At 64.0% G+C, this 26154-nt stretch carries 22 protein-coding genes; 13 read left to right on the top strand and 9 right to left on the bottom strand.

Translation table 11 applies throughout. From position 1 onward, the window contains the following. Window positions 1-77: 77 nt before the first annotated feature. The 8 genes from rpsK (at window position 78) to IYW40_RS05320 (ending at window position 6104) form a co-directional block, all read left to right on the top strand. Window positions 78-467, top strand: a complete 390-nt coding sequence (gene rpsK, locus IYW40_RS05285) for a 30S ribosomal protein S11 (protein WP_196399695.1) — start codon at window positions 78-80, stop codon at window positions 465-467. 79 nt (window positions 468-546) lie between these two features. After that, window positions 547-1566, top strand: coding sequence for a DNA-directed RNA polymerase subunit alpha (locus tag IYW40_RS05290; protein WP_018406002.1), 1020 nt, complete (start codon window positions 547-549; stop codon window positions 1564-1566). A 196-nt stretch (window positions 1567-1762) separates the two neighbouring features. Beyond that, complete coding sequence (gene rplQ / locus IYW40_RS05295; protein ID WP_018406001.1) at window positions 1763-2176, top strand: 50S ribosomal protein L17; 414 nt, start codon at window positions 1763-1765, stop codon at window positions 2174-2176. A 263-nt stretch (window positions 2177-2439) separates the two neighbouring features. After that, entirely contained in the window at window positions 2440-3927 is a 1488-nt protein-coding gene (locus tag IYW40_RS05300) for a DegQ family serine endoprotease (protein WP_246720660.1), read from the top strand. Between the two features lie 7 nt (window positions 3928-3934). Next, window positions 3935-4252 carry a divalent-cation tolerance protein CutA gene (gene cutA, locus IYW40_RS05305; protein WP_196399696.1) on the top strand — a complete coding sequence of 106 codons (318 nt, stop codon included), beginning with the start codon at window positions 3935-3937 and terminating at the stop codon, window positions 4250-4252. Window positions 4253-4348: 96 nt separating this feature from the next. Continuing rightward, window positions 4349-5320 carry a signal peptide peptidase SppA gene (gene sppA / locus IYW40_RS05310; RefSeq protein WP_196399697.1) on the top strand — a complete coding sequence of 324 codons (972 nt, stop codon included), beginning with the start codon at window positions 4349-4351 and terminating at the stop codon, window positions 5318-5320. Between the two features lie 36 nt (window positions 5321-5356). Then, window positions 5357-5647 (top strand): integration host factor subunit beta, encoded by a 291-nt coding sequence (ihfB, locus tag IYW40_RS05315; protein WP_014890734.1) that lies wholly within the window; start codon window positions 5357-5359, stop codon window positions 5645-5647. A 115-nt stretch (window positions 5648-5762) separates the two neighbouring features. Continuing rightward, window positions 5763-6104: a LapA family protein gene (locus tag IYW40_RS05320; protein WP_175095552.1), complete on the top strand. Its 342-nt coding sequence runs from the start codon at window positions 5763-5765 to the stop codon at window positions 6102-6104. Window positions 6105-6351: 247 nt separating this feature from the next. On the opposite strand, the gene IYW40_RS05325 is transcribed toward IYW40_RS05320, so the two are convergent. The 6 genes from IYW40_RS05325 to IYW40_RS05345 form a co-directional block, all read right to left on the bottom strand. After that, window positions 6352-9651, bottom strand: a complete 3300-nt coding sequence (locus IYW40_RS05325; protein WP_196399698.1) for an error-prone DNA polymerase — start codon at window positions 9649-9651, stop codon at window positions 6352-6354. After that, window positions 9648-11186 (bottom strand): DNA polymerase Y family protein, encoded by a 1539-nt coding sequence (locus tag IYW40_RS05330; protein WP_348644242.1) that lies wholly within the window; start codon window positions 11184-11186, stop codon window positions 9648-9650. The genes IYW40_RS05325 and IYW40_RS05330 overlap by 4 nt, the downstream gene beginning before the upstream one ends. Beyond that, a complete protein-coding gene (locus IYW40_RS21395; protein ID WP_210327203.1) occupies window positions 11107-11904 on the bottom strand; it encodes a hypothetical protein in 798 nt (265 codons plus the stop codon). Before IYW40_RS21395 ends, IYW40_RS05330 begins: the two co-directional genes overlap by 80 nt. A gap of 211 nt (window positions 11905-12115) precedes the next feature. Then, window positions 12116-13936, bottom strand: a complete 1821-nt coding sequence (locus IYW40_RS05335; RefSeq protein ID WP_196399700.1) for a cytochrome c — start codon at window positions 13934-13936, stop codon at window positions 12116-12118. After that, window positions 13924-15069: a catalase family protein gene (locus IYW40_RS05340; RefSeq protein ID WP_246720661.1), complete on the bottom strand. Its 1146-nt coding sequence runs from the start codon at window positions 15067-15069 to the stop codon at window positions 13924-13926. Before IYW40_RS05340 ends, IYW40_RS05335 begins: the two co-directional genes overlap by 13 nt. Beyond that, entirely contained in the window at window positions 15066-15257 is a 192-nt protein-coding gene (locus IYW40_RS05345; protein WP_123176870.1) for a hypothetical protein, read from the bottom strand. The genes IYW40_RS05340 and IYW40_RS05345 overlap by 4 nt, the downstream gene beginning before the upstream one ends. Window positions 15258-15749: 492 nt before the next feature. On the opposite strand from IYW40_RS05345, the gene IYW40_RS05350 reads away from it, so the two are divergent. Both IYW40_RS05350 and metK read left to right on the top strand, forming a co-directional pair. Next, window positions 15750-18650 (top strand): cation-transporting P-type ATPase, encoded by a 2901-nt coding sequence (locus IYW40_RS05350; protein ID WP_246720662.1) that lies wholly within the window; start codon window positions 15750-15752, stop codon window positions 18648-18650. Then, window positions 18640-19821, top strand: a complete 1182-nt coding sequence (gene metK / locus IYW40_RS05355; protein ID WP_196399701.1) for a methionine adenosyltransferase — start codon at window positions 18640-18642, stop codon at window positions 19819-19821. The genes IYW40_RS05350 and metK overlap by 11 nt, the downstream gene beginning before the upstream one ends. A 2-nt stretch (window positions 19822-19823) precedes the next feature. Here metK and IYW40_RS05360 read toward each other — a convergent pair whose 3' ends face one another. Further along, a complete protein-coding gene (locus IYW40_RS05360) occupies window positions 19824-20267 on the bottom strand; it encodes a hypothetical protein (protein ID WP_196399702.1) in 444 nt (147 codons plus the stop codon). Next, window positions 20268-20636 carry a DUF5132 domain-containing protein gene (locus IYW40_RS05365; RefSeq protein WP_196399703.1) on the bottom strand — a complete coding sequence of 123 codons (369 nt, stop codon included), beginning with the start codon at window positions 20634-20636 and terminating at the stop codon, window positions 20268-20270. Between the two features lie 220 nt (window positions 20637-20856). Here IYW40_RS05365 and IYW40_RS05370 point away from each other — a divergent pair, with 220 nt between their 5' ends. Further along, entirely contained in the window at window positions 20857-21870 is a 1014-nt protein-coding gene (locus tag IYW40_RS05370) for a magnesium transporter (RefSeq protein ID WP_246720663.1), read from the top strand. On the opposite strand, the gene IYW40_RS05375 is transcribed toward IYW40_RS05370, so the two are convergent. Continuing rightward, on the bottom strand, window positions 21837-23843 hold the full coding sequence (locus IYW40_RS05375; protein ID WP_196399704.1) for a beta-galactosidase: 2007 nt from the start codon (window positions 23841-23843) through the stop codon (window positions 21837-21839). The genes IYW40_RS05370 and IYW40_RS05375 overlap by 34 nt on opposite strands. Before the next feature lie 83 nt (window positions 23844-23926). Between IYW40_RS05375 and galK the strand changes: the two genes are divergently transcribed. Both galK and IYW40_RS05385 read left to right on the top strand, forming a co-directional pair. Further along, window positions 23927-25090 carry a galactokinase gene (galK, locus tag IYW40_RS05380; protein WP_196399705.1) on the top strand — a complete coding sequence of 388 codons (1164 nt, stop codon included), beginning with the start codon at window positions 23927-23929 and terminating at the stop codon, window positions 25088-25090. A 9-nt stretch (window positions 25091-25099) separates the two neighbouring features. After that, the gene (locus IYW40_RS05385; protein ID WP_348644234.1) at window positions 25100-26149 is read left to right on the top strand and encodes a UDP-glucose--hexose-1-phosphate uridylyltransferase; all 1050 of its coding nucleotides are present in this window, start codon (window positions 25100-25102) and stop codon (window positions 26147-26149) included. Window positions 26150-26154: the final 5 nt, after the last annotated feature.

Raw genomic sequence — 26154 nt, forward strand, 5'->3', positions numbered from 1 at the left:
CCGGGACACGCCCGGCCATGACACCCGAAATCCCTAGCGCCTGGAACTACGGGCGCGTTTGAAGGACGCAAGAAAAAATGGCCAAGGACACAACGCGCGTTCGTCGCCGCGAGCGCAAGAACATCGTTTCCGGCGTCGCGCATGTGAATTCGACGTTCAACAACACCATGATCACCATCACCGACGCGCAAGGCAACACTGTATCGTGGTCGTCCGCGGGGGCGATGGGATTCAAAGGCTCGCGCAAATCCACGCCCTACGCCGCGCAGATGGCCGCCGAAGACGCCGCCCGCAAGGCCGGCGAGCACGGCGTGCGCACGCTCGAAGTCGAAGTCTCCGGTCCGGGCTCCGGCCGTGAGTCGGCGCTACGCGCCTTGCAGGCGGCGGGCTTCACCGTCACTTCAATCCGCGATGTGACGCCCATTCCGCACAACGGCTGCCGGCCGCGCAAGCGCCGCCGCGTCTGAGTTCATTGTCTGATTTGATTTCGCGCGGCGCGGCGCATGCCCGGCGCCGCACTCAGGAGCTTCAAGGAAAGGCCTCCAAGTGAGCATCCAGAAGAACTGGCAGGAACTCATCAAGCCGAACAAGCTCGAAGTCGCCGCCGGAGACGATCCCAAGCGCGTCGCGACCGCGGTCGCCGAGCCGCTGGAGCGCGGCTTCGGCGTGACGCTTGGCAACGCGCTGCGCCGCATTCTGCTGTCGTCTTTGCAGGGCGCGGCGATCACGTCGATTCACATCGATGGCGTGCTGCACGAGTTCTCGTCGATCCCCGGCGTGCGCGAGGACGTTACCGACATCGTCCTCAACATCAAGGACATCGCCATCAAATACCAGGGCGATGGCATGAAGCGCCTGACGCTCAAGAAGACGGGACCGGGGGCCGTCACCGCGGGCGACATCCAGGTGACGGGCGATGTGCAGGTCCTCAACCCTGAACTCGTCATCTGCACGCTCGACGAAGGCGCCGAGATCCGCATCGAGTTCACCGTCGCCAACGGTAAGGGCTATGCGCCCGCCGACCGCAACCGCGCCGAAGACGCCCCGATCGGCCTCATTCCGATCGACAGCCTCTATTCGCCGGTCAAAAAGGTCAGCTATCGGGTCGAGAACACCCGCGAGGGCCAGGTTCTCGACTATGACAAGCTGACGCTGACGGTCGAGACGAATGGCGCGATGAGCCCGGAAGACGCGATCGCCTATTCGGCGCGCATTCTGCAGGACCAGCTCAACGTCTTCGTCAATTTCGAAGAGCCGCGCCGCGAGGAGGCCGCGCCGTCGATTCCGCAGCTCGCTTTCAATCCGGCGCTGCTGAAGAAGGTGGACGAGTTGGAGCTTTCGGTGCGTTCGGCGAACTGCCTGAAGAACGACAATATCGTCTACATCGGCGACCTTATCCAGAAGTCGGAAGCCGAGATGCTGCGCACGCCGAACTTCGGCCGCAAGTCCTTGAACGAGATCAAGGAGGTGCTGGCGCAGATGGGTCTGCATCTGGGCATGGAAGTCCCTGGCTGGCCGCCGGAGAACATCGACGATCTCGCGAAGAGATTTGAGGAGCATTATTGAGTCGCACCCTCCCCTTGAGGGGGAGGGTCGTCCTGCGTAGCAGGCGGGGTGGGGTGAAACCCACGAAGTTTCGGGGTTCACCCCCATCCGACCGCCTTCAGCGGTCGACCTCCCCCCTCAAGGGGGAGGTGGAGTGAGCGCCCATAATCGACGGCCGTTCCTTGGCACGGCGGCCGCATAATCAACGGAGAGCCGCATGTATCACGGTCACAAGAAGCGCCGCTTCGGGCGCACGCATGAGCACCGCAAGGCGATGTTCGCCAATATGGCGCAGGCGCTCATCAAGCATGAGCAGATTGTCACGACGCTGCCGAAGGCGAAGGATCTGCGTCCGGTCGTTGAAAAGCTTGTGACGCTGGGCAAACGCGGCGACCTCCATGCGCGCCGGCAGGCGATCGCCAAGATTAAGGACGTCAAGCTCGTCGGCAAGCTCTTCGACGTGCTCGGACCTCGCTATAAGGATCGCAACGGCGGCTATACGCGCGTGCTGAAGGCGGGCTTCCGCTACGGCGACAATGCGCCGCTCGCGGTCATCGAATTCGTCGATCGCGACGTGAACGCCAGGGGGCAGGACTCCGGGCCGGTCCACGAAGGAGAGGCGGCGGCGTAAACCGCTCAAGGGCGATCGCTTCGATCGTCATCATGATCAGCAAACGCGGCGTCGTATCTCGATTACTGGGATGCGGCGCCGAAAGCGTTTTAAGAGCAAGGAAGCGTCGGAGCGCCTCGCGCGAAAACCGCATGGCCGACGACAACGCTGCGAGATGGCGCTCGACGACGCATCTCGCGCAGTACAATCATCGCGGCACATTCTCATCGTCTCGCGTCTTTGCGTCTATAAAGGCGCCGCGAAAACGAGCTACGGAGCGCTTCATGAAGATTTCGGCGCGTCACATTATAATGGCTGCGGCTCTGACCTGCGCCCTCGCGGCGTCCTTGGCCTCCGCGTGCGCCGAAGTCTCGCCTGAACCTGCCCAGACCGCCTCGCCAAGGCCGCCTGGCCGCGTCGAGAGCTTTACGCCGCCGGCGCCCGATCGCGCCGTGCCGACGAGCCGCGGCGAGTTGATGAATTCCTTCGCGCCGGTGGTCAAAAAGGCGCAGCCGGCCGTTGTCAACGTCTTCGCGTCGCGCGTCGAGCGCATGCCCGCCAACCCGCTTTTCGACGACCCGATCTTTCGTCGCTTTTTTGGCGAGGGCGGCATGCCGGGGCGCAATATGGCCCAATCGCTGGGCTCGGGCGTGATCGTCGATCAGAGCGGCCTTGTCGTCACCAACAACCACGTGATCGAGGGCATGACCGACGTGAAGGTGGCGCTCGCCGACAAGCGCGAATTCGCCGCCAAGATTTTGTTGCGCGATCCGCGTACCGATCTCGCGGTGCTGAAGCTGGTCGACGGCGCCAATTTTCCGACGATGGAGCTTGGCGATTCCGACGCGCTCGAAGTCGGCGATTTGACGCTCGCGATCGGCAATCCCTTTGGCGTCGGTCAAACCGTGACGCAAGGCATTATTTCGGCGCTTTCGCGCACCCATGTCGGCATCAGCGACTATGGCTTTTTCATTCAGACGGATGCGGCGATCAATCCCGGCAACTCGGGCGGACCGCTGGTCGATATGAACGGGCGCGTCGTCGGCATCAATTCCGCGATCTTCTCGAAGTCCGGCGGATCGGTCGGCATTGGCTTCGCCATCCCCGTCAATATGGTCAAGAGCGTGATCGCCGCCGCGAAGGGCGGCGGCAAGCAGGTGCGGCGGGCATGGATGGGCGCGACGCTGCAAACGCTCTCGCAGGAGATAGCGGACGGTCTCGGGCTCGATCGTCCCACCGGCGCCCTGCTGGCCGACGTCGATCCAAAGGGGCCGTCAGCCGAAGCCGGTCTAAAACGCGGCGACGTCATTATCTCGGTCGACGGCCAGACGGCCGATGACCCGGAGGCGGTCGGCTATCGGCTCGCCACCAAGCCGATTGGCGGGCAGGCGACGCTCGGCGTATTGCGCGGCGGCAAAAAGATTGTCGCGCAAATTCGACTTGCGCCGGCGCCGGAAACGCCGCCGCGCGACGCGATAAGGATAAAGGGCGCGTCGCCCTTCGCCGGCGCGACGGTCATGAATATTTCTCCCGCGGTCATCGAAGAGATGTCGGTGCAGGGAACGACCAATGGCGTCGTCGTGTCCGAGGTCGATGACGGCTCCTACGCGCAGCAGCTCAATCTGCAGCGCGGCGACATAATTCTCGCCGTCAATGATCAAAAGATCGGGACGACGCGTGACCTGGAGAACGTAACGGCAGGGCGCGCCTACTATTGGAAGATCACCCTGGCGCGCGGCGGGCAGGTGTTCACGACCGTCATCGGCGGCTAAGATCGGCATGAGCGCCCTTGTAATCCTCGCCACGACGATCGACGACGAGGAAAAGGCGCGCGCGCTTGCCCGGGCGGCGCTCTCCGCGAAGCTCGCCGCCTGCGTTCAGATACATCCCATTCGCAGCCATTACGTCTGGAAGGACGAGATGCGCGAAGCGCCTGAGTTCTTGTTGCACATGAAAGCGCGCGGCGACGACTATCCGGCGCTTGCCGAACTGGTCCGCCGTCTGCATAGCTATGAGACGCCGGAAATTCTGCGCATCGACGTCGCCGAGGCGGACCGAGATTATCTCGCCTGGGCGATGGAGGCGACGCGACGGTAAGCGCGCCGGCGGAGCGTCTTCCAAATCGCCGATCTCGGCATTACCTTTCCTGCGCGGCGACGCTCTGTGCGCCGCGCCAGCCTTCGGGACCCTTGGATGTCACCTCCCACCGACTATTTCGTTGATCGCCGCAGGCTTCGCCGCAAGCTCGGCTGGTGGCGTCTCGCCGCCCTGATCGCCTTAGGTCTGGCGGGCTTCGTCGCTGTGGTGCGGCTCGGCGGCGCCGATTCGGCCGATAAGCTCACGCCGCATATCGCCCGTCTCGAGCTGCAGGGCGTCATTACCGGCGACGACGATACAATCGATATGATCAAGAAGATCGGGGAGTCGAACCAGACGAAGGCTCTGCTGCTGGAGATTGAGAGTCCCGGCGGCACGACGACAGGCTCGGAACGGCTCTATGAGGAGCTTCGGCGCGTTGCGGAGAAGAAGCCCGTCGTCGCCGTTGTCGGAACGGTGGCCGCGTCCGGCGCCTATATCGCCGCGCTTGCCGCCGATACGATCGTTGCGCGCGGCAATTCGCTCGTCGGCTCGATCGGCGTGCTGTTCCAATATCCCAACGTCTCGAAGCTGCTCAATAATTGGGGCGTCGAGGTCGAGACGATAAAATCGTCGCCGCTCAAGGCCGCGCCCAACGGGCTCGAACCGACGAGCCCGGAGGCGCGCGAGGCGGTCGCCAGTCTTGTCGCCGACTCTTACGCTTGGTTTAAGAACCTCGTTCGAGAGCGGCGTAATCTCGACGAGGCGGAGCTCGCGAAGGTCTCTGACGGCCGTGTCTTCACCGCGCGGCAGGGCGTGCCGCTGAAGCTCGTCGATCTCATCGGCGGCCAGCGCGAGGCCATCGACTGGCTGGTCGCCAACAAGGGAATTGCGAAGGACATGCCTGTGCGCGAGTGGAAGAAGAAATCCAGCCTGGAGCGGCTTGGGCTTATGGGCGCCGCCGCCGGCGTCGCGCGGGTCGCCGGATTGGAGTCGATCGCCGGTTTTTTAGAAAAATCAATTCTGCTCGAACGGAGCGGCGAGCTTGACGGGCTTTTGGCGATTTGGCAGCATTCGGCCGCCAACTGACTCGGGCGTCGCGACGCCAACACATTGGATCGCCTCATGATAAAGTCGGAACTTATTCAACGGATCGCGCGCCGAAACGGCCATCTGTACCAGCGCGACGTCGAGACGATCGTCAGCACGATTCTTGACGAGATCACCTCTGCGCTGGCGCGGGGCGATCGCGTCGAATTGCGGGGCTTCGGCGCTTTTTCGGTCAAGAAGCGCGATGCGCGCACTGGCCGCAACCCGCGCACGGGCGCGCAGGTTTCGGTGCAGCAAAAGAGCGTGCCGTTCTTCAAAACCGGTAAAGAGATGCGCGAGCGCCTTAATGAGAATTATCCGGGCTGAGGCGATTTAAAGCGGCTGCGTCCTCTCGGTCTCGGGACGCGCGGCAGCGGCGAAGCGGCGGCTGTATGTGGCGGCTGCCCAGCGTGTTGCGCGGCGCCGGCAAGAGGGAGATGTTATGAAGTCCATCCTGCGCGTCATCGTTTTCGTTCCTCTGGCGCTCATCATTCTGTTTTTCTCGATGGCCAACCGCGGCTCGGTGCGCATTGGGCTTGATCCCTTCGCGCCGAGCGACGGATCGGGTCCTTCTTTCGAGGCGCCGATCTTCCTTGTCGTTCTGGCGTCCATGGCGATTGGAGTGCTCGCGGGCGGGATCTCTTCCTGGCTTGGGCATCTCTCCGTGCGCCGCGCCGCGAAGGTCGCTCGCGCCGAGGCGCGCAAGACGCGTGTGGAGATCGATAAGCTGCGTCAGCAGGCGTTGGCGAGCCTGCCGGCCGATAAGAGAGTGAAGAGCAGTTAAGCGGCTTCCTGTCGCCGCACCTTAGAGCGCTGCCGATCCCATGGAATCATGTGATAGATAAGGAATCGCTCAAAATCAAAATGCTGGAGCAGGTTCTCATCGAAAAAGTCTGTCACCTTTTTCGGAACCTGCTCTGGACGCGCGCTGCGAAAAAGTGGGAACCGGTTTTTCGCGTAGAGCGCGCTCTAAACTATGGAAATCGATCAATTTATCTGCATTGGGCGATTCAGCCCAAATGCAGCGTGATCTAGTGAAAATCCCGCGATTTCGGCAGGATGCGGACATTGCGCGGATGGCCGCCGCGCGGATGCTGGGGATGGATGAATTCGTCCGCGCGAGACAGCACGATTTCCGGCCGATGCGCTTCTGACAGCCTATTGAGCTCTTGGCTGCGGTCGATAATGCGCCGCGCCATCAGATGCACGACATTTTCGGGGCTCTTCTGCACCCTTCCTTCCACCAGCATGAGTCGTGACGCCATCGTCTCGCGGCGGTAGCGCTCGAAGAGCCGCGCCCAGATGACGATATTGAGGATGCCGGTTTCGTCTTCGAGCGTGACGAAAATGGCGTTGCCCTGGCCGGGCCGCTGCCGCACCAACACGACGCCCGCCGCGCGCGCAAAGGCGCCGTCAGTGAGCGCCGAAACTTCCGCGCAGGCCATGATCCGTTCGCGCGTGAAGATCGGCCGCAGCACCGCCATTGGATGGGCCTTCAACGAGAGCCGCAGCGTTTGATAATCGGCCGCCACATGTTCGCCGAGCGACATCTGCGGCAGCAGTGGATCTTCTTCACTGGCGAGTTCGCGCGCGTCCGCGGCCGCAAAGAGCGGCAGGGGTTTTGCGTCCGGCAGACGCCGCACGGCCCAGAGCGCGTCGCGGCGGTCGCTTTGCAATGAGCGGAAGGCGTCGGCGTCGGCGAGCGCGCGCATCGTCGCGCCGTTGAGCGCCGCCCGCCGCGCGAGATCTTCGACGCTGTCATAGGGCTTCGTCCGCGCTGCGACGATGCGCCGCCCTTCGCTCTCATGCACGCCGTCCGCCTGGCGAAAGCCGAGTCGCAGCGCCAAATCTCCGTCTTCCGCGCGCTCCAGCCTATTGTCCCATTCGCTGAAATTCACGTCGACGGCGCGCACGTCGACGCCATGCTCGCGCGCGTCGCGCACGATCTGCGCCGGCGCGTAAAAGCCCATCGGCTGCGAATTGAGCAGCGCGCAGGCGAAGATCGCCGGATAGTGGCATTTGATCCAAGAGGAGATGTAGACGAGCTTGGCGAAGGACGCGGCGTGGCTTTCGGGAAAGCCATAAGAGCCGAAGCCCTTGATCTGTTCGAAACAGCTTTGCGCGAATGCGCGATCGTAGCCGCGCGCCGCCATGCGCTCGACCATCAGCGCCTCGAATTGATGGATGGTGCCGAGATTGCGGAAGGTCGCCATCGCGCGGCGCAGACGATTGGCTTCAACATCGGAGAATTTCGCCGCGACCATGGCGAGCTTCATCGCCTGCTCCTGAAAGAGCGGCACGCCCTTGGTCTTTTCGAGCACCTTGCGTAATTCATCCGCCGGCCCGTGCTCGGGCGCGGGCGAGGGATAGATCACCGGCTCGCTTCCGGAGCGGCGGCGCAGATAGGGATGCACCATATTGCCCTGAATCGGTCCCGGCCGCACGATCGCCACCTGAATGACGAGATCATAGAATTCGCGCGGCTTCAGGCGCGGCAGCATGTTCATCTGCGCTCGGCTCTCGACCTGAAAGACGCCGATGGAGTCGCCTCTGCACAGCATGTCATAGGTCGCCTTGTCGTCGGCCGGCACATCGGCGAGGCCCATGTCCTTTCCTTCATGGGCGCGCAAATAATCGAAACATTTGCGGATGCAGGTGAGCATGCCGAGCGCCAGCACATCGACCTTCATCAGGCCGAGCGCGTCGATGTCGTCCTTGTCCCATTCGATGAAGGTGCGCTCCGGCATCGCGGCGTTGGCGATGGGCGTCAGTTCGTCGAGCCGCCCGCGCGCGAGGACGAAGCCGCCGACATGCTGCGAGAGATGGCGCGGAAAGCCGAGCAGCCGCGTCGCGAAATAAATGGCGCGGCGGATGACGGGGTTTTCGGGATCAAGCCCGGTCTGGCGGATATAAGCCTGCGGAATGTCGGCGCCCCAACTGCCCCATTGCGTGCTGGCGAGCGCGGCGGTCACGTCCTCGGTCAGTCCGAAGACCTTGCCGACTTCGCGAATGGCGCTGCGCGGCCGGTAGCTGATGACGGTCGCGACGAGTCCGGCGCGCTCGCGGCCGTATTTGCCGTAAATATGCTGGATGATTTCTTCGCGCCGCTCATGCTCGAAATCGACGTCGATGTCGGGCGGCTCCTTGCGCTCCTGCGAGATGAATCTGGCGAAGAGCAGATCGTTCTCCGCCGGATCGACGCAGGTGACGCCGAGCACATAGCAGACGGCGGAATTGGCGGCGGAGCCGCGTCCCTGGCAGAGAATCCCCTTGTCTTCGGCGATCCGCACGATGTCGTGGATGGTGAGAAAATAGCGTGCGTAGTCGAGCGTCTTGATGAGCGCCAGTTCTTCGCGCAGGAGCTTCTCGACCTTCTCCGGCACGCCGTCGGGATAACGCATCGCCGCGTGGCGATAGGTCAGCTCCTCGAGCCAGTCTTGGGGATTGCGCCCCGGCGGGACGGGCTCGTCCGGATATTCATATTTGAGTTGATCGAGCGAGAAATCGACGCGCGCCAGAAAACATTGGGTCTCTTCGATCGCCTCTGGCGTCTCTGTGAAGAGACGCGCCATTTCGTCGGGCGTCTTCAAATGACGCTCGGCGTTGACCTCCAGCCGGCGTCCGGCTTGCGCGAGCGTCACGCCTTCGCGAATGCAGGTCATGACGTCTTGCAGATCGCGCTGGCCGGGATCGGCGTAAAGCGCGTCATTCGTCGCGAGCAGAGGCGTCTGCGTTCGCGCGGCGATCTCTTTCAGTCTTGCAAGACGCCGCCTGTCGTCGCCGCGCCGCGGCATGGTCGCGCCGAGCCAGACGTCGCCCTGCGCAAGATCATTGAGACGCGCAAGCATGGACGGCAGACGCGCCAGATTGCGTGAAGGCATGACGATCAGCAGCAGATCGTGGGCGGCTTGTGCGAGATCGTCGAAATACAGACGGCATTCGCCTTTCTTGGCGCGCAGATTTCCCGTCGTCAGCAGCCGCGTGAGCCTTCCCCAACCGTTGCGATTTTGCGGATGAACGACGATGTCGGGCGTCTCGTCGGCGAAGACGAGCCGCGCACCGACGACGAGCTTGAAGGATTGGGCGCGCTCCGCATCGAGCTGCGCCAGAAGCGTCGCATCGTCGCCGGCCGCCGGATCGCGCAATTTTTCTCGCAGCTCCTTAAGCGCGGCATAGGCGCGCACGACCCCGGCGACGCTGTTGCGGTCGGCGACGCCAATTCCGTTCTGGCCGCGCAGCAGCGCCGTCAGCGCCATGTCTGACGGATGCGACGCGCCGCGCAGGAAGGAGAAATTCGTCGCCGCGACGAGTTCGGCGAAAGGCGCGTTCATGCGAAGAGCCCATGCAGGAACCAGCGCGGCGCGGCGGTTTCGCTTTCATAGAGGCCTTCGCGAAACACCCAGAAGCGGCGGCCTTCGCGATCCTCCAGCCGGTAATAGTCGCGCGTTCGCCTGTCGCGGCTGACGGCGTTGCGCCACCATTCCGGCGCGATGCGTTCCGGCCCTTCGGCGCGGGCGATCAAATGGCGCACGCGGCGCCATTTGAAATGCATCGGCGGCCCGTCCGGCGTCTCGGCCATTGTGTCGATGGGCTGCGGCGGATCAAACAGAAACAGCGGCCGCAAGGGCGGCTCGCCCGGCTCCGGCTTCTCCCAGGAATTGGGTTTGGAAGAAGACGCCGCGTAAACATAGGAGGCGGCGCGCACGGGATCATGCGTCTCATGCGCCGCAAAGCGCAGCACGCGTTCGCGGCCAAAACGCGCCGCCAGGCGATCGACGAGATCGGCGACGTCGCCGTCCTGCGCGCTCTGCCGCTCGAAGCCGATCTGGCTTTGCGCCAGAGTTTCGGCGTTGAGGACGCAAAAGCGGATAACGTCGAAGCCGTATCCCGGATCGAGCGGATCGGCGAGCGAGTCAGCCTTCAGGCGAAAGAGTCGCAGCAGCGCTTCGACATTGCGCGAGGGCGCGCCGGTCTCGAAACGCAGGACCGCGACGGCGCCGTCGGTGCGAAAGAAGCGCGCTTCAAAAGCGCGGCCGCCTTCGCCGCGCCTTTCGAGAATGCTCATCGCTTCCGCGATCAGCGGCCGCAGAACATTCTCTATCGCAGAGAGATCGAGGAAGGGCTCGGCGAAGCGCCGCTCGACCATGCATTCCGGCAAGGGCCGCAAGGGCGTGATGCGGGCGTCCTCGCGTCCCAGAATGCGCGTCAGCCGCCGCATGGTTTCGTCGCCGAAACGCGTTGTCAGCGCGGCCGAGGAACGATCGGCGAGATCGCCCAAGGTCGTGAGGCCGGCGCGCGTCAGCGCCACGCTCGTCTCTCTTGGCGCTTCGAGCGCGGCGATGGAGAGCGGGCGGGTGAAAATTTCATCTTCGCCGGGCGGCGTGACGCCTTCCGCGCCAAAACGCGCCAAGGCGCGCGCGGCGTCGGGCGTTCCGGCGACGGCGGCGCGGCCGGTGAAGGAGAGGCGCGCCATCGCCTGCAGGATGCAGGTCCGCATTGCCGCTTCGCCGCCAAAAAGATGCGCGCAGCCCGTCGCGTCGAGCATGAGGCCGCAGGGCGGATCGAGCGCCACGAGCGGCGTGAACTGTTCGCCAAAGGCGGCAAGCCGCAGCATCAGCCGCTCGTCGGCGTCAGGGTCGGCCTGCGCGACGGCGAGATGGGGCGCGCGCGCCCTGGCGTCGGCGAGCGTCATGCCCGGCGTCAGGCCGAGCGCGATCGCCTTTCGATCGAGCGCGTCGACGCGCAGCGCGCTGCGTTCCTTTTTGACGAGGATGAGCGGCGGCGCGTCATCCGAATTTGCGTCCGGCCCTCTGCGGCGCGCTTTCGCCAGGCGTTCCGCCGACAGGAAGGGAAGCCACAGGGCCAGATAGCGACGATGCGTCGAATGTTCTGTCCTCGAAGGCGCCACGGTCACGGTTCCACTCCACACGCCACTCATGCCCCGCCGCGCCGCCGCGCTGGCGCAGCAGAAAAACCGTAAAAGCCGCTGATCCCGGCGCATTCGCCGCAAGCGCGCGGGAAGGCGCGGCGCGCACCAGCCAGCGGCTGGCGGCGGCGCTCGGCGCAGGGGAGGCGCCGACTCGGGAGACGAAGATCGGCGCGCCGGCGGCGGCGGCGGCCAGAGCGAGGCGCCGGCTCGCGGTCAGGTCATAGGCGCGCGTTTCGCCGAAGAGTTCGATCAGCGTCGCGCCCACAGTTGCGCAGCGTCCGGCTTCGGCGCCCGCCTGCAGCGCCTCTTTGGCGTCGCGCACGCGAATGAAGGCGACGGTGGCGGGGTCGATGCCAATGTCGGCGAGGCCCGGCGGATAGGGCGCGCCGGATTCGGCGGTCAGCGCCTCGGGGCGCGCCCAGAGCAGCGGCTTTTCCGCGCCCGCCAGTGCGCGCCTGGCGAGCGCCAAAGCGAAGCCCGTCGCCGCCGGGGCGTCGGCGGCGGTCTCGGCATAAGCCTCGTGCAGCGCCGCGCGGAGAATTCCGCCGCCGAGCCGCCGATCCAGGCTCGGCGCCCCGAGCGCGATCGTCTCGGCAGCTGCAGCCGGATAGGCGCAAGCCAAGCTTTTCCGCAGCGACGCCAGCGGTTGGGTCATCTCATGAGTTCCTGTTATGTTCTTATAATGACTCCCGATGCGGGAGAGTCAAGCCGGGGAGAGGGAGAGCAATCAGGTGAAAGGGCGACTACACTCGCCCTCATGCTGAGGAGCGTCCGCAAGTCGGGAAAACCCGACTTGCGGCCGCTCCTCAGGATGAGGAAATCTTCACCCCATCGTCAGAGAAGCGTGCAGCGTCGCCCTTTGGTTCTCACTTCGTCTTCAGATATTCGACAATGGCCATGGCGCCGGGGACGTCGTCCGACCAATCGAGCTTCAAGGTCTTGCCGTCCTCGATGACGTCCTTGTCGTGCCCCTTGTTGGAGAGCGCCGGAAAGGCCGTCGTATCGAAACGATAGCCCTCGCGCGAGAGCGTCTGCGCCGGCTCCCAGGAGAAGCCGACGAGCTTCTTGTCGTAATCGGGCCGGCTCTTGATGAAGACGGCGGGACGCTCCCGCGGGACGAGGAGATGATAGAGCGTCGGCGTTGAGCCATTGTGCAGATAGGGGGCCTGCGCCCACACGCCGCCAAGCGGAAGCGCGTTATAGCCCTCATGCGTCGCGGGATCGGCCATGGAGACGTCGGCGCGGTTCTCCAGCGAGACCCCTTCGAACTTCGCGCAGGGCGCGATCCGGTCACCCGAGGGCGGCATCTCGACGACTCTCGTCGGCGGACAGATCTTCGTGAAACTGTCGCGGGCGTTTTTCGCAATTATATCGCTAACGACCCGCGCTCGGCCGAGATCCGTGCCGAGGTCGTAGACCTTGCCGTTATGCGGCCGATGACACGCCGCGCAATTCTCTTCAAAGAGCGCCGCGCCTTTTTTTGCGAGCGCGAGATCGACGGGGAAGGGATAGACGGGCGCGGGCAGGTCGCGCAGCAGATCCTCGCTGAAAGCGGCGATGCGGATGTCGGTGTCGGCTCCGAGCCCCAACGTCAATTCGGCGGCGAGGTTGCGGAAGATCGGAATCGGAATATTGCCGTTCCATTGCCCGCCGCCGTCGACAAGCTGCGTGTGATCGGGAGACCAGCGCGCCAGACGCTTCTCCTGCTCCCACACCGCCATGAAATCGGTGATGCCGGGCGTCGGCGGCAGATTTGTTTTCGGATCCGGATTTTCGCCGCGCGCTTCGGCGGCGGCGTAGACCATCGACGTGCTGACTCCGGTCGCGTCGGCCATGCCGCCGAAGCCCTGGGTCATCTGCTCCTCGAAGCCTTTGTAGTTCTTGTAGACGAGGTCGAGAAGCGAGACGTATTCCAGTCCGGCGCGGGTCAGGTATTTGCCGACGATCGCCGGCGCGTCCTGCATGAAGAGTTCGATCTGACGCGTCTCATAGGCGGCGTCGAAGCGGCGGCCAGCGAAGGAGTAATTCTTGTAGAAGTAATTTCTGTCTTGGGCATGCGCCTTGTCGAGCGCTGTAAGAATGGCCCGAGTGGCGCGTTCGATCTTCTCCTCTGGCGTCGTCGCGCCGGCGGTGATCTTCTCGATCGTGTTTCTGACTCTGACGCGATATTGCACGAGATTGAACTGCGCGTTCACGCCGCCGTCGAGATAGCGAAAACTGCCGTCATCGAGACGCACGCGGCCGATATGGCAGGCGCCGCAACTCAACGCCGCGTAATCGACGGCGCCGCTGGGATCGTCGCGCGCCAATCCGGTCCAGCCGAAGCCGCGCGCGATCGGGTAGGTGGGATCGCGCTCATCGATGAAGAGGCCGGCGACGTCGAGAAAATTATTCCCGCTTCCCCATTCTTCGGGCGCGAGCTTCGGCAGCAGCTTCAAAATGATGAAGGGCGCGCCATCCGTCAGGCCAAAGGGAAAATCCGCGAACCAACGATAGGCGACCGGCTTGCGGCTGATGTAGGCGTCGAGCGCCTTCAACCGTCTTTCTTGCTCGGCGCGCCACTCGCCGCCGGCCGGCGCCGTTTGCGCCCAAACCGGCGCGTGGAGGCAGGCGTGTGACGCCAGCGCCAAGCCTGCGACGAACGAAACGCGCGCGATAGCGCTTGTGAGATGCGTCACCACGGCCATTTTGGGAATCCCGTCGGCTCTTTGGGCTGGGACCGGAACTTCGAAGAGGCGATATAGACGTCGCGACGCAGCCGATTGATGCCGCCTATCGGTCGATGCGCCGTGAGCCCGTGCCATGGCGTGAACGCCATATGCTCGCATTCCGTCACCTGAAACGCATTGTCGAAATCTTGCTGGTCGATCTCGATCGTCGCGACATTTTGCTGCGGCGCGGTCGTCTCCGACCATTCGGCGGTCGCGTCTTCGATTGGCAGCGAATCATCATTGCGCAGCTGGACTTTGAAATCGAAGACAGCCGGCTTGCCATTGGCGGGATCGAGGCTCTTCTTCATCGCCTCGCGCAGATAATTCGTGGTTGGATTTGCCGGTACGGGCGTCTTTTCCGCGCTTCTCGGCGTCACGCTGAATTTCGCGACCCTGTCGGGTCCATAGAGAAACGGTGCCGCGGAAAAATACGGACTCTCAAGCGGATTGCCGACATTGGTTTGCTTGATCTTCGTGACGACGCCCAGAGTCTTTTTCCTCTCGGGTGACAGCGGCGGCGCCAAAAAGGGCCGAATGTCGTCGTGGTTGGCAAGCTGGATTTTGGTGACTTCCAAATATTCGGAGACATTCGGAAAGGCGAAGCCGGGAAGATTGATCAGCAGGAAATCCTGCGTCTTCGCGCCGGGTTCGTTCAGCAGCGTTTCTCCCTCGACGCCGATGAGCTTGATCGCCATGCCGCGGCTGTCGGGACCATTTTTGCCGAGATCTGGCGCGAGAAAGGGCGTGGCGTTCGAGAAGCGAATCCAGGCTGGGTATTTCTTCCCCGGCGATGCAAATACGCCGGCCCGGTATTGCTGAGGAATGTCGGGATTGACGGTGAATGTCGCTTTGACGCAGCCGTGATCTTTCGGATGCACGCCGCGCCGCGCCATGCCTTCCGGATAGCGCATCTGCAGAAGCTGCGTGGTGAGCGAAATGATTTGCCCAATCTGCTCGGCTTCGCCCGGAGGCGCCTTTTCGAACTTGGTGAGCGGGGGCGGCGTCGCGACGGCGGCCGCCGCCTGCTCGGCGTGGGCGCCTTGGCGCGGGCTTGTTGACAGGGTCAAAAGCATGGCGGCCGCGACAGACGCGCTCCGTCTCTTCGTCATGATCGTCCTCCCCTCGAGAAAGCGATTTTTGAATTGCGCATTTGAAAGAAGTCGGCCGCAATGGCGTTATACGCCCGCGTGACCTTGACGCCTAGAATGGCGTTATCGACGTTGTGAAGAACGTTGAGCGGCGCGATCGCGGATGCGGTTGCGGCGAAGCTCGCCGCGAGCAGCTCTCTCAAGAACATTGTTCGCTCCCACCCGAATCGACGAAACTGAAAACACTATCAGATTTGCAAACTGAGAAAGGCGCAATATGAGCTTGCCGCTTGTGGGGGAACGCCGATCCTTCGCTAAGGTTCCGCCGGCAGTCGAATTTGCAGCACAGGATGCGCTGCGCGCAGCGCATCGGCGCGCGGTTGCGCCTATCCCTTGCGCGCAACTATAGTCGCGATCTCAAACAGTGCGGAGTGCGCCCATTGCGCGTCGCCGTTTACGATCGGCTGCCGAAGACAGAACAGCGGTTTTGCGGAAGCGATTCCGCAGAGCCGAAAAATGTCATCGAACGGTCGTGAAAAGCGGGCTTCGATGCGCGCCAGACAATGTGCTCAATGATCCTGGCTGAAGCGGACTCAGAGAACGCGCCCGTAGGTTCACGTCGCTTCGGCGTTGAGTCCTGTGCGCAATTTGGCGCCGAGCTTATTCATGACGCTTGTTGCGGCCGCGCGCGGATCCGCCATATGGGTCTTCGCGGCCGCGCAGCGCTCGCGCGGGCCGTCGAGAAGCGGCTCCGACGTCTGCCCGGCGTCCTTTTCGTTCGATCCAGCGAATTGACGGGTTCGACTCTCATTGAATTTCAGCAGCCCCTCACAAGCGCGCGGCTGATGCAGGCGCTCGAAGCGGCGGTCGCCGAAGAGCCGGCATGGGACGTCGGCGAAGGCGCGTCGCTCACGCCGGAAAACGCCGCTCACGCCGAGGCGATCGCTGCGCTCGCGACGCGGCTGGAGACGGATATCGGTCGAGGCTTAACGACAGAGGACGCCGCGGCGAGATTAGGGAAATGGGGGCGTAACGAGCTCCGCCGCGCAGAGCCGCGCTCGGCTGCGATTGTTTTCGCCGAGCAGTTGACCAGTCTGCCGATTGTTTTGCTCGGCGCATCGGCGGTGGTGTCGCTCGCGACCGGCGGCGTCGCCGACGCGGTGATGATCGCTGCGGTGGTGCTGATCAACGCCGGCATCGCCGCGGCCACCGAACGTCAGGCGGACCGTACGATTTCGGGCCTTGCCTCGGAGGAGCTATCGGACGCCGCCGTGATCCGTGATGGCGCGCGATTGAGGATCGACGCGCGCGATCTCGCGCCGGGCGACCTCTTGCTGATCGAGCGCGGCGTCTTCGTGCCTGCAGACGCGCGCCTGATCGCCAGCGACGATCTGACCGTGAACGAATCGCCGCTCACCGGCGAGGCGCAACCGGCGCCGAAAGACGCAAAGATTGTTCTGGCGCCGGATACGGGAGTCTCGGATCGTCGCAATATGGTGTTTCGCGGCACTGCGGTGACCGGCGGATCCGGCGCAGCCATTATCACCGCTATCGGTGCGCAGACCGAGATCGGCCGCGTGCAGCAGTTGCTCGGCGCGCTGCAGCGGCCCCAGACTCCCATACAGCGCGAACTTGGCGACGTCGAGCGCGAACTTGTCATCGTCAATGGCGCCATTTGCGCGTGCGTCTTCGCTCTTGGCCTTCTGCGCGGCCACGGGCTTATCCCGACCTTGCGCAGCGCGATTTCGCTTGCGGTGGCCGCCATCCCCGAGGGGCTGCCCGCCGTCGCGACCACGACGCTCGCCTTGGGCGTGCAGGACATGCGCAAGCGCAAGGTGCTGGTGCGCAAGATCGACGCCGTGGAGACACTTGGCGCGATCGAGACGATCGGACTCGATAAGACCGGCACGCTCACCGAAAACCGCATGGCGGCGGTTCGCGTTCACGTCGACAATGGCGCGTTTGAGCTGCAGGAAGGCCGACTGTTGCGCGACGGCGTCGATGCCGACGCCGCGACAATCGATATTGCGCGTCGCCTCTTCGAAGCCGCGACGCTGTGCAGCGACGCCGCCGCAAAGCCCGCAGCGAAAGGTTGGGAGATCGACGGCACGCCGACCGAAACCGCGCTGATCGAAGCGGGCGTGGCGATGGGAGTCGATCCCATCGCTTTGCGTCGATCTGCTCCTATGGCGACCTGCGTGGCGCGCGGCGAAGGCCGCAAGCGCATGAGCACGCTCCACGAAGCGATCGGCGGCGTGCGCGTGCTCTGCGTCAAAGGCGATCCGGTCGAGGTGCTGGCGCGTTGCGCGACCCGCAGCATGGCCGATGGCGTAGCGCCGCTTGACGGCCCGGCGCGGACCGCCATTCTCAAGGCCAATGAACGCATGGCTGGCGACGCGCTGCGCGTTCTCGGCGTCGCGATCGGCGAAGCCGGTGGCGATCCCCGTGACGAGCGGGACCTCGTGTGGCTTGGACTCGCCGGCATGGCGAATCCTATTCGCGCCAGCGTCGGCCCGGCGCTCAAGCAGCTGCATCGCGCCGGCGTGCGCACGGTGATGATCACCGGCGATCAAAGCGCGACCGCCTTCGCCATCGCGCGGCGCCTCGATCTCAATCACGGCGGCGAGTTGCGCGTGCTCGAAGCCGGGCAGATGGCGAAGATGCAGCCCGAGATGCTTGAGGCGCTGGCGAGACAGCCGCATGTCTTCGCGCGCGTCAGCCCCGTCGACAAGCTCAACATCGTCAAGGCGCTGCAAGGCCACGGCCATATCGTGGCGATGACCGGCGACGGCGTCAACGACGGCCCCGCCTTGCGTGCGGCGGACGTCGGAATCGCAATGGGCGGAGAAGGCGCCGACGTCGCTCGTCAGGTCGCCGACATCGTGCTCGCGACCGACGACATGGATGGCATCGTCGAGGCCATACGACTCGGCCGCGCCACTTATGCGAATATTCGCAAGGTCCTGCGCTATCTCGTTTCGACCAACGCATCCGAGACGATCGCCATGCTCGGCGCCGCCCTTGTCGGCGGCGAGCCGTTGACGCCGATGCAGTTGCTCTGGCTCAATCTGGCGACCGACGCGCTGCCGGCGATCGCGCTGGGGCTTGAGCCGCCGGAGCCCGACGTGCTCGACAGGCCGCCGCATGATCCGAAAGCGCCCATACTCGCCGCCTCCGATTTCCGGCGCATTCTTCGCGAGGGGTCGGTGATGGGCGTTGCGGCGCTTATCGGCTATTTCAGCCTCGGCGGCGGCGCAGGCGGCGCGCGCGCCAGCACCGTCACCTTTCACGGCCTCACCTGCGGCCAGTTGCTCCACAGCCTGTCCTGTCGTTCCGAGTTGCGGGGGTTAAGTTGCGAGATCGGCAGGCCCCCCAATCCGACGCTCTATGGCGCCGTCGGCGCGACCCTGCTGCTGCAGGCGGGCGTGCAACTTTTTCCATTGACCCGGCGCCTTCTCGGCCTGTCGCCGCTCGGCGCCGGCGATCTGTTGCGGATCGGCGCCATCGCCCTCGGCAGTTCGCTCGCCAACGATATCATCGGCAGAATCGCCGATCGCGAAGAGGCGCCGCTGCGCGGCAACGGAGAAAGCCATGTCGCCTGACATGATCTTCACGTCGGAGTCGGTGACTCCGGGGCACCCCGACAAGCTCTGCGATCAGATCAGCGATGCGGCCATTGATGCGCTCCTGCGTGAAGACGATCGCGCGCGCGCAACTGTGGAATGCGCCTTGGCGACGGGCGTCGTCTTTCTCGCTGCGCGATACGCCGCCGACGCGCTCGTCGATTTGCCGGCGCTCGCGCGCACGGTCATGCAGGAGGCCGGCTACGCCGCCGGAAGCTTCGACGCGCGCAATTGCTCGATACTGACGAGCTTCGTCGAATTGCCGCTCGAGGCGCGCGAGCCGCCTCTCCAAGAGCTCGACGACGACGCGGCGATCGGCAGGCGCGTCGCGCATGAGCAAGCCAATGTTTTCGGCTACGCCTGTCGCGACACGCCTGAATTCATGCCGGCGCCGATCAGCCTCGCGCATAAGGTCGCCCGCGCCCTCGACGCCGCTCGGCGCGACGGATTTTCGTCACTCTCGCCCGACGCCAAGACGCAAGTCTCGATTGAATATCGCGGCGGTCGCCCCGCACGAATCTATGGGGTTTCGCTGACCGTCGCCTTTGACGGCGCGGCGATGGACGACGCCAAGTTCGGACAGCTGCGCGCGATCGCGCTCGATGCGCTTTCCGCGAGCGACATGAGGCCGGACGCTCACACGACGGTTCACGTCAACGCCGGCGAACCCTTTGAAATCGGCGGACCGGCGCGCCACGCCGGCCTGACCGGGCGCAAGAGCGGCATCGACGCCTATGGCGAGATCGCGCGCCAGAGCGGCTCGGCGCTGTCAGGCAAGGACCCTTCGCGCATCGAACGCGCCGGCGCTTACGCCGCGCGGCACGCCGCCAAGAATATCGTCGCGGCGGGCCTTGCCGAGCGCTGCGAAGTTCATCTGGCTTATGCAGCGGGGCAGGCGGAGCCCATCAGTCTCTCGGTCGAGACCTTCGGCACTGGCTATCTTGCGGATGACAAAATCGCCAGACGGCTCGCCGCGCTCCTGGATTTCCGGCCTGGCTCGATCGTACGCCGCTTCGGCTTGCGCACCGCGGCCCAGATGTGCGGCCCGGCCGGCTTCTATCTTCCGCTCGCGACCTATGGACATTTCGGCCGCGCCGATCTCGACCTCCCGTGGGAAGCGCTGGATGTCGTGGATGCGCTTAAGAACTAGCGCTACTCCCCATTCCCGCCGTCGCCATCCAGCGACCAGACTCCGCCCAGCCGGCTCGCATACCAAAGCAGGGTGATCGCCGGCGGCAAAACGCTCTCCTTCGACATTTGCCACAGCGCCGCGGCCAGAAGCGCCAGCGCCGCGATGACCTTTGGATCGATGGAAACTTCCGGCGCCTCGCGCGCGGCGTGAGGCGCTTCGCCGACGACAAAGAGCCGCGCCTCCTGCGCCGCGGCGCCGATGCGCGCCAAGGGTCCGCTGTGCTGAATGAGCACGCTGCCCGTCAGCGGCGCCACTTCGACGTTGCGAACGCCGGCGATCGCCGACAGGCCCTTGGAGACCGAAGCGAAATAAGCGGCGTCGCCGCGGCGGTCGGCGACACGCAGCCGCGCGCGGCCGGGCATGGCGTGGGCCACCTGCGCCAGTGGCAGGATTGCGTCGTTCATTTACGCGCTCTCGCTTGCGGCCCGGGAGGCGGGAGCCTCGCTTGCTGGCGCCGCGCTCTCGGGCTTTGACGTTGCTTCGGGCTTCGGTTCGGTCTTCGCTTCGGTTCTGGCTTGCGCGGCCTTGGCCTGGGCGGCGGCCACCGCGGCCGCGAAAATATCGGCTGCGGCCTCGGTCTTCACTTCGGCGAAGAGATCCTCGGCGGCCTCGGCGAGTTCGGCGCCTTGCACGCGCGCTTCGTGATAGGCCATCACCGCGGCTTTCATCGCCGCCTTGGCGATCGGGCGCACGCGCTGCGTTCCCTGACGGTTCAGGAGCAAAACGGCGGCGGCGCCCGTCAACGCGCCCAATGCAAATCCAAAGGGTTTCATCACTTCGACTCCGGTCCGATTCGCTACGGGCCGCCGGGGCCAAGCGGCGACGGCGAAGAAATTCTATCAAGACATCCTATCAGCAACAATCGACGCGATCGCGAAAAGAGCGCGCGAACACGGTCACATAACTGTAACGTGGCGCGGTCCTATGAGCTGCGGCTACCCGCTGCTCAATCGGCCCGGACGCCGCTTGTCTCTCAAAACATCATGAGAAGCCATGACCGCAATGCCTAGTATCCAGACGCTCGACCGCCTGCCTCCAGTGGAGATGAACGGCCAGACCGTGGGGCGCTATCTCGTGACGTCCGTGCCTCTGGCCCGCTGGCAGGAGAGCGCCGGCGAGGCGCGGGCCCGGTTGATCGGCCAGCGTTTCGACGACGCCTCGCATGTTTTCGTGCTTGCCGAAGATGGTCGTCTGATTGGCGTCGTCGCCATACGCGATCTGCTTGGCGCGCCGGAGACGACGCCGCTGCATGACATTGCGCGAACGGCCGAAGCCTACAGCGTGCCGCTCGGCGCGGATCGCGAAGCTGCGGCGAGCGTCGCCATTCACTCGGGCCTGTCCATCTTGGCCGTCTGCGACGCCGAAGGAAGATTTCTCGGCGCCGTGCCGGCGCGCGCGCTGATGACGATCTTGCGCGACGAGCATCTTGAGGATCTGCATCACATGGTGGGCATCCTCGGCAAGTCGGAGGCTGCAAGAGACGCGTTGACGGCCGCGCCGCACCGTCGCGCGCTGTATCGATTGCCATGGCTGCTCGTCGGCATGGCCGGCAGTGCCGCGGCGACCGTCATGATGTCGCGCTTCGAAACCGCGCTCAGCGCGCATATCGCCGTCGCCTTCTTTATCCCTGCGATCGTTTATCTCGCGGATTCGGTCGGCACGCAGTCGGAAGTCGTTGTCATCCGCGGCCTGTCGCTGACCGATTCGGCGTTGCTGCCGCTCTTCGCCGGGGAGCTGGGCACCGGGGCGCTGCTCGGCGCGATGCTCGGCGGTCTCGCTTTCCCGATTGTCTGGTTCTTCTTTTCGAGCGTCGGCCTCGCCGCGACCGTCGGAATTTCGCTGGCGGTCGCGAGCACCATCGCAACGACGTTCGGCTTTCTGATGCCCTGGATTTTCGCGCGGCTCGGCTATGACGCAGCGCTCGGTTCCGGCCCGGTCGCAACCGTGGTGCAGGACACGTTTTCGCTCTTGACCTATTTTGTCGTCGCTTCTTGGCTGGTGTTCTGAGTCGCGCGTTTGAAGCAGTCGCGACGCCTGAAGACGGCGACGCCGCAAGATTCGAGAAGACACGAGCCGATCAGGAGAGTCTCTTCGCCGACCAGCGCCGAAATATCCGTCGTCGTCGCGCCGTAATTGAAAATGTAGCGCATCGCCCCATTGTCGCGGACGCGGATATCCTCCGGAAAGTCGAGCGTCGATATGCCGGCGACATGGAAAACCCGTCGCAGCACGTTCGTCAGCAATTCTTCGTCGGGCCAACCGGCGAGATAAAAGACGTTGTCGGATCGCGCGAGCGCCGTTTCGCCGTCTTCCGATGTGAATTCGGGCGCGACGCTCTCGCCGAGAGCCAAGAATTCGCGCCACCGCACGAAAGCGCCTTGTCCGGAGAGCGTAATTCGTGCGCCTGGCCGAAGGCTTTCGACGCGTCTGACGCGAATGTCGATCACGCCTCGCAAAACTCCGGGAGGCAGCTCCGCCGGTATTTGAAAATCAGCGGTCTTCGATCCCGTGCGCGGGCCAAGCAGGATCGTCGCGCCGCTTTTCGCCAGCGCCGCTGTGAAGTGGTCAGACGGCGCAAAAAGCGCGGGCGCGATGATCAGCCTTCGATCAGCGATCGCCGCCGCGGTCGGCGGTACGACGTCGATGGAGAGCCCCGCGCGCCGCAGCGCCCGATAGAAGCCCATGACGAGATCGAAATAGGAGAAGTCCTGGCCTTGCGGCTCGATGCGCCACGCCCAGGCGCTTTCATAATCGAAGATCAGCGCCACTGGCGCGCGCGCTGTTTCGACTTGCGCGTTGAGAGCGTCGAGTTCCTTCGAAATGCGCGCGACGTCATGATAGGCGTCATTCGGCGCGGCGTTTGGCAGCAGCAGCGCTTCATGCATCTGTTCTTGCGCGAAAGGCGCCTGCCGCCAGCGAAAATAACTCACCGCCTCGGCGCCGGCGGCGAAAGCCTCGAAGGTCCAGAGCCGCACGGCGCCTTTCGCGGGGGCCGGATTCCACGGCGCCCAATTCACCGGCCCCGGCTGCTGCTCCATCACCTGCCATCGGCCGCGCCCGCAGGCGCGGTAGAGATCGTGATGAAAGGCCTGAAAGTCAGGATCGCCGACGCGCATGTAGCGCAGCTTGAAGGCGTCGTCGTGAGAAGAGCGTTCCAGAAAGCCGAGCGGGTAGCTGTCCCATGCCGCGACATCGAGATCGTCTGAGAGCGCGTAGTGATCAAAGTCGACGAATGATCCCATGAAATTATGGAGGATCGTCGTGCCCGGAGCATGACGCCGAATGATCTGCGCTTGGCGCCGGTTGAAGGCGACGACCTGATCGGACGAGAAGCGCTGAAAATCTAACAGAAACGACGGATTGGCTTCGGTGACGGTCAGGTTCGGCAGCTCGATCGCGTCGAAGCTTCGATATTCCATCGACCAGAAGACATTGCCCCAGGCTTCGTTCAATGTCTCGATGGAGCGATATCTGGCTTCGCACCATCGCCGAAACGCCTGCAGCGCGGCCGGCGAATAGCTGAGCACCGTGTCGTGGCAGCCATATTCATTGTCGGTCTGCCACGCCGCTACGGCGGGATGGCCGCCGAAAGCTCGCGCCAGATGCTCGACGATGCGCTCGCATTCTTGAGCGTAGCCTTCGTGGCTGAAACAATAGTGTCGGCGCGAACCGAATTTGCGCGGTCTGCCGTCGGCGTCGAACGCCGCCATCTCCGGCATCTTATCGACGAGCCATTTGGGCGGCGTCGCCGTCGGCGTTCCGAGCACGACCTTGAGGCCGGCGCGATCCAGCGTCTCGATGGCGCGGCTCAGCCATTCGAAACGATAAGCGCCATCGCTCGGCTCCAGCCGCGACCAGGCGAATTCGCCAATCCGCACAAAGGAGAGACCTATCTCCTTCATCATGGCCGCGTCCTCGCTCCAGCGTGACTGAGGCCAATGTTCAGGATAGTAGCAAACGCCAAGGCGTTGACGTGTCATGCGCGGACTATCATTTGATCCCCTACCGCCGATCCGATGCGGCGTCGCCTTGACGATTTGATGACAATGGGATTGTGGCCGGAATGGAGTCGAGGATCGAGCGAGATCTGGTTGCCGCTTTCCGCCGCAGTTTCGAGCGTGAGCCACGCCTTTTTCGGGCGCCGGGCCGCATCAATCTCATCGGCGAGCATACCGATTACAACGACGGCTTCGTCATGCCGGCGGCGCTCGACCTCTCGATCTGGGCGGCGATTGCGCCGCGCTCCGACCGCCGCTTGCGCATAGGCTCGCTTGTCATGGATGAAGTCGTCGAATTCGACCTCGACGACGCGAACGCACAGCCGCGCGGCGATTGGACCGATTATGTGCGTGGCGTCGCGATCTTTCTAGAACGCGCCGGCTACGAACTCAGCGGCGCCGATCTCGTCCTCGACGGAAATCTGCCCATCGGCGCCGGACTCTCGGCCTCGGCGGCGTTCGAAGTCGCCGCGGGCTTCGCGCTTTTGACGATCTCCGGCTGCGAGGTCGACAGAGTCGAACTCGCCAAGATCTGTCAACGCGCCGAAAATCAGTTCGTTGGCGTTCGCTGCGGCATTATGGACCAGTACATATCCTGCTGCGCCGTCGCTGGGAGCGCCCTGCTGCTTGACTGCCGCAGTCTCGTTTCGCGGAAAGTCGCGATCGATCCGGACGCGCGTCTTGTCCTTTGCGACACGATGGTGCGCCACCAGCTCGCGAGCGATGAATATAACTTGCGCCGCGCGGACTGCGAGCGCGCGGTCGTGGTTCTCTCGACGCGGATCGATGGAATAGCGGCGTTGCGGGACGTGACATTCGCCCAATTGATGCGACACGCCGATGCGATGCCCGAACTCGTCTTTCGCCGCGCGCGTCACGTCGTTGGCGAGATCGACCGGACGTTGCGCGCCGCCGCTGCGCTGGACGCGGGGGACCTTAAGGAATGCGGCCGTCTCATGTATCTTTCGCATGAAAGCCTGCGCGACGACTATGAGGTGAGCTGCGCCGAGCTTGATCTCATGGTCGAGATCGCCCGCAAACTTCCGGGAGTCTATGGCGCGCGGATGATGGGCGGCGGATTTGGCGGCTGCACCATCAATCTTGTGAAAGCGAGCCGCGCGGAAGCTTTCGCGCAGGCGATGGCTGACAGATATCGCACAGCGACTGGCGTGACGCCGCCCATCCTCACCTGCGTGCCTGGTCCCGGCGCGGGCCCTGTCGGCGATTAGGAGCGGCTCGTGTCCCTGCTGAACAGCGCTTCGCATCGCCGACTCAATCAGCTCACGGGCGAGTGGGTTCTTGTCTCGCCGCATCGGACCAGCCGGCCATGGCAAGGCCAGGTCGAAAAGACCCACGATCCCGATCGACCTCGCTACGATCCGACCTGCTATCTGTGTCCTGGAAACGAGCGGGCGAATGGCGAACGCAACCCGGCCTATAAGGGCGTTTTTGCGTTCGATAACGACTTCGCGGCGCTCACGCCGCAGGCGTCAGCGGAGGAGATCGTTCAAGACGGATTGCTTGTCGCGCAAAGCGAGCCCGGCCGATGCCGCGTGCTGTGCTTCTCGCCGCGCCACGATCTGACCTTATCGCGCATGACCGTTCCCGAGATCGTTCCCGTCGTAGAGGCATGGCGCGACGAGAGTTTGTGGCTCGGCGCTCTCGATATGATCAACTACGTGCAGATTTTCGAAAATCGCGGCGCGGCGATGGGCGCCAGCAATCCGCATCCGCACTGCCAGATCTGGGCGACGCACAGCATTCCGAACGAAGCCGCCAAGGAATCGAAGCGGCAGGGCGCATATCTGGCGCAGAACGGATCTTGTCTCCTCTGCGATTATCTGGCGCTTGAAGAAAGACTCGGCGAGCGGATCGTTTGCCGCAACGAACATTTCGTTGCGCTTATTCCGTTCTGGGCGATCTGGCCGTTCGAAACCATGGTGCTCGCCACAAGGCATATCGGCTCTTTTGACGATCTTACCGAAGACGAGGTTGAGGCGCTCGCCGAGATCCTTCAACGCCTGACCATTCGCTACGACAATCTGTTCGAAACCGACTTTCCCTATTCAATGGGATTCCATCAGCGCCCCACAGACGGCGCGGCTCACGCCAACTGGCATTTTCACGCGCATTTCTATCCGCCGCTGCTGCGTTCGGCGAGCGTGCGGAAATTCATGGTGGGCTTCGAGATGCTTGGCGAACCCCAGCGCGACATCACGCCGGAAACGGCGGCGGCGCGTCTGCGTGAGGTTTCCGAAACGCATTATCTCGACAAGCCCACACGATAAGCGGG

The sequence above is a fragment of the Methylocystis sp. H4A genome (assembly GCF_015709545.1).
Lineage (GTDB): Bacteria > Pseudomonadota > Alphaproteobacteria > Rhizobiales > Beijerinckiaceae > Methylocystis > Methylocystis silviterrae.

What these genes read in the sequence shown, in the direction of transcription:
- IYW40_RS05375 (WP_196399704.1), bottom strand. Translation starts at nt 23,843, where the DNA reads ATGACACGTCAACGCCTTGGCGTTTGCTACTATCCTGAACATTGGCCT.
- IYW40_RS05320 (WP_175095552.1), top strand. Translation starts at nt 5,763, where the DNA reads ATGAAGTCCATCCTGCGCGTCATCGTTTTCGTTCCTCTGGCGCTCATC.
- IYW40_RS21395 (WP_210327203.1), bottom strand. Translation starts at nt 11,904, where the DNA reads ATGACCCAACCGCTGGCGTCGCTGCGGAAAAGCTTGGCTTGCGCCTAT.
- IYW40_RS05300 (WP_246720660.1), top strand. Translation starts at nt 2,440, where the DNA reads ATGAAGATTTCGGCGCGTCACATTATAATGGCTGCGGCTCTGACCTGC.
- sppA (WP_196399697.1), top strand. Translation starts at nt 4,349, where the DNA reads ATGTCACCTCCCACCGACTATTTCGTTGATCGCCGCAGGCTTCGCCGC.
- IYW40_RS05325 (WP_196399698.1), bottom strand. Translation starts at nt 9,651, where the DNA reads ATGAACGCGCCTTTCGCCGAACTCGTCGCGGCGACGAATTTCTCCTTC.
- IYW40_RS05335 (WP_196399700.1), bottom strand. Translation starts at nt 13,936, where the DNA reads ATGGCCGTGGTGACGCATCTCACAAGCGCTATCGCGCGCGTTTCGTTC.
- ihfB (WP_014890734.1), top strand. Translation starts at nt 5,357, where the DNA reads ATGATAAAGTCGGAACTTATTCAACGGATCGCGCGCCGAAACGGCCAT.
- IYW40_RS05360 (WP_196399702.1), bottom strand. Translation starts at nt 20,267, where the DNA reads ATGAACGACGCAATCCTGCCACTGGCGCAGGTGGCCCACGCCATGCCC.
- IYW40_RS05365 (WP_196399703.1), bottom strand. Translation starts at nt 20,636, where the DNA reads ATGAAACCCTTTGGATTTGCATTGGGCGCGTTGACGGGCGCCGCCGCC.
- IYW40_RS05350 (WP_246720662.1), top strand. Translation starts at nt 15,750, where the DNA reads ATGGGTCTTCGCGGCCGCGCAGCGCTCGCGCGGGCCGTCGAGAAGCGG.
- metK (WP_196399701.1), top strand. Translation starts at nt 18,640, where the DNA reads ATGTCGCCTGACATGATCTTCACGTCGGAGTCGGTGACTCCGGGGCAC.
- cutA (WP_196399696.1), top strand. Translation starts at nt 3,935, where the DNA reads ATGAGCGCCCTTGTAATCCTCGCCACGACGATCGACGACGAGGAAAAG.
- rplQ (WP_018406001.1), top strand. Translation starts at nt 1,763, where the DNA reads ATGTATCACGGTCACAAGAAGCGCCGCTTCGGGCGCACGCATGAGCAC.
- IYW40_RS05340 (WP_246720661.1), bottom strand. Translation starts at nt 15,069, where the DNA reads ATGACGAAGAGACGGAGCGCGTCTGTCGCGGCCGCCATGCTTTTGACC.
- rpsK (WP_196399695.1), top strand. Translation starts at nt 78, where the DNA reads ATGGCCAAGGACACAACGCGCGTTCGTCGCCGCGAGCGCAAGAACATC.
- IYW40_RS05370 (WP_246720663.1), top strand. Translation starts at nt 20,857, where the DNA reads ATGACCGCAATGCCTAGTATCCAGACGCTCGACCGCCTGCCTCCAGTG.
- galK (WP_196399705.1), top strand. Translation starts at nt 23,927, where the DNA reads ATGGAGTCGAGGATCGAGCGAGATCTGGTTGCCGCTTTCCGCCGCAGT.
- IYW40_RS05345 (WP_123176870.1), bottom strand. Translation starts at nt 15,257, where the DNA reads ATGTTCTTGAGAGAGCTGCTCGCGGCGAGCTTCGCCGCAACCGCATCC.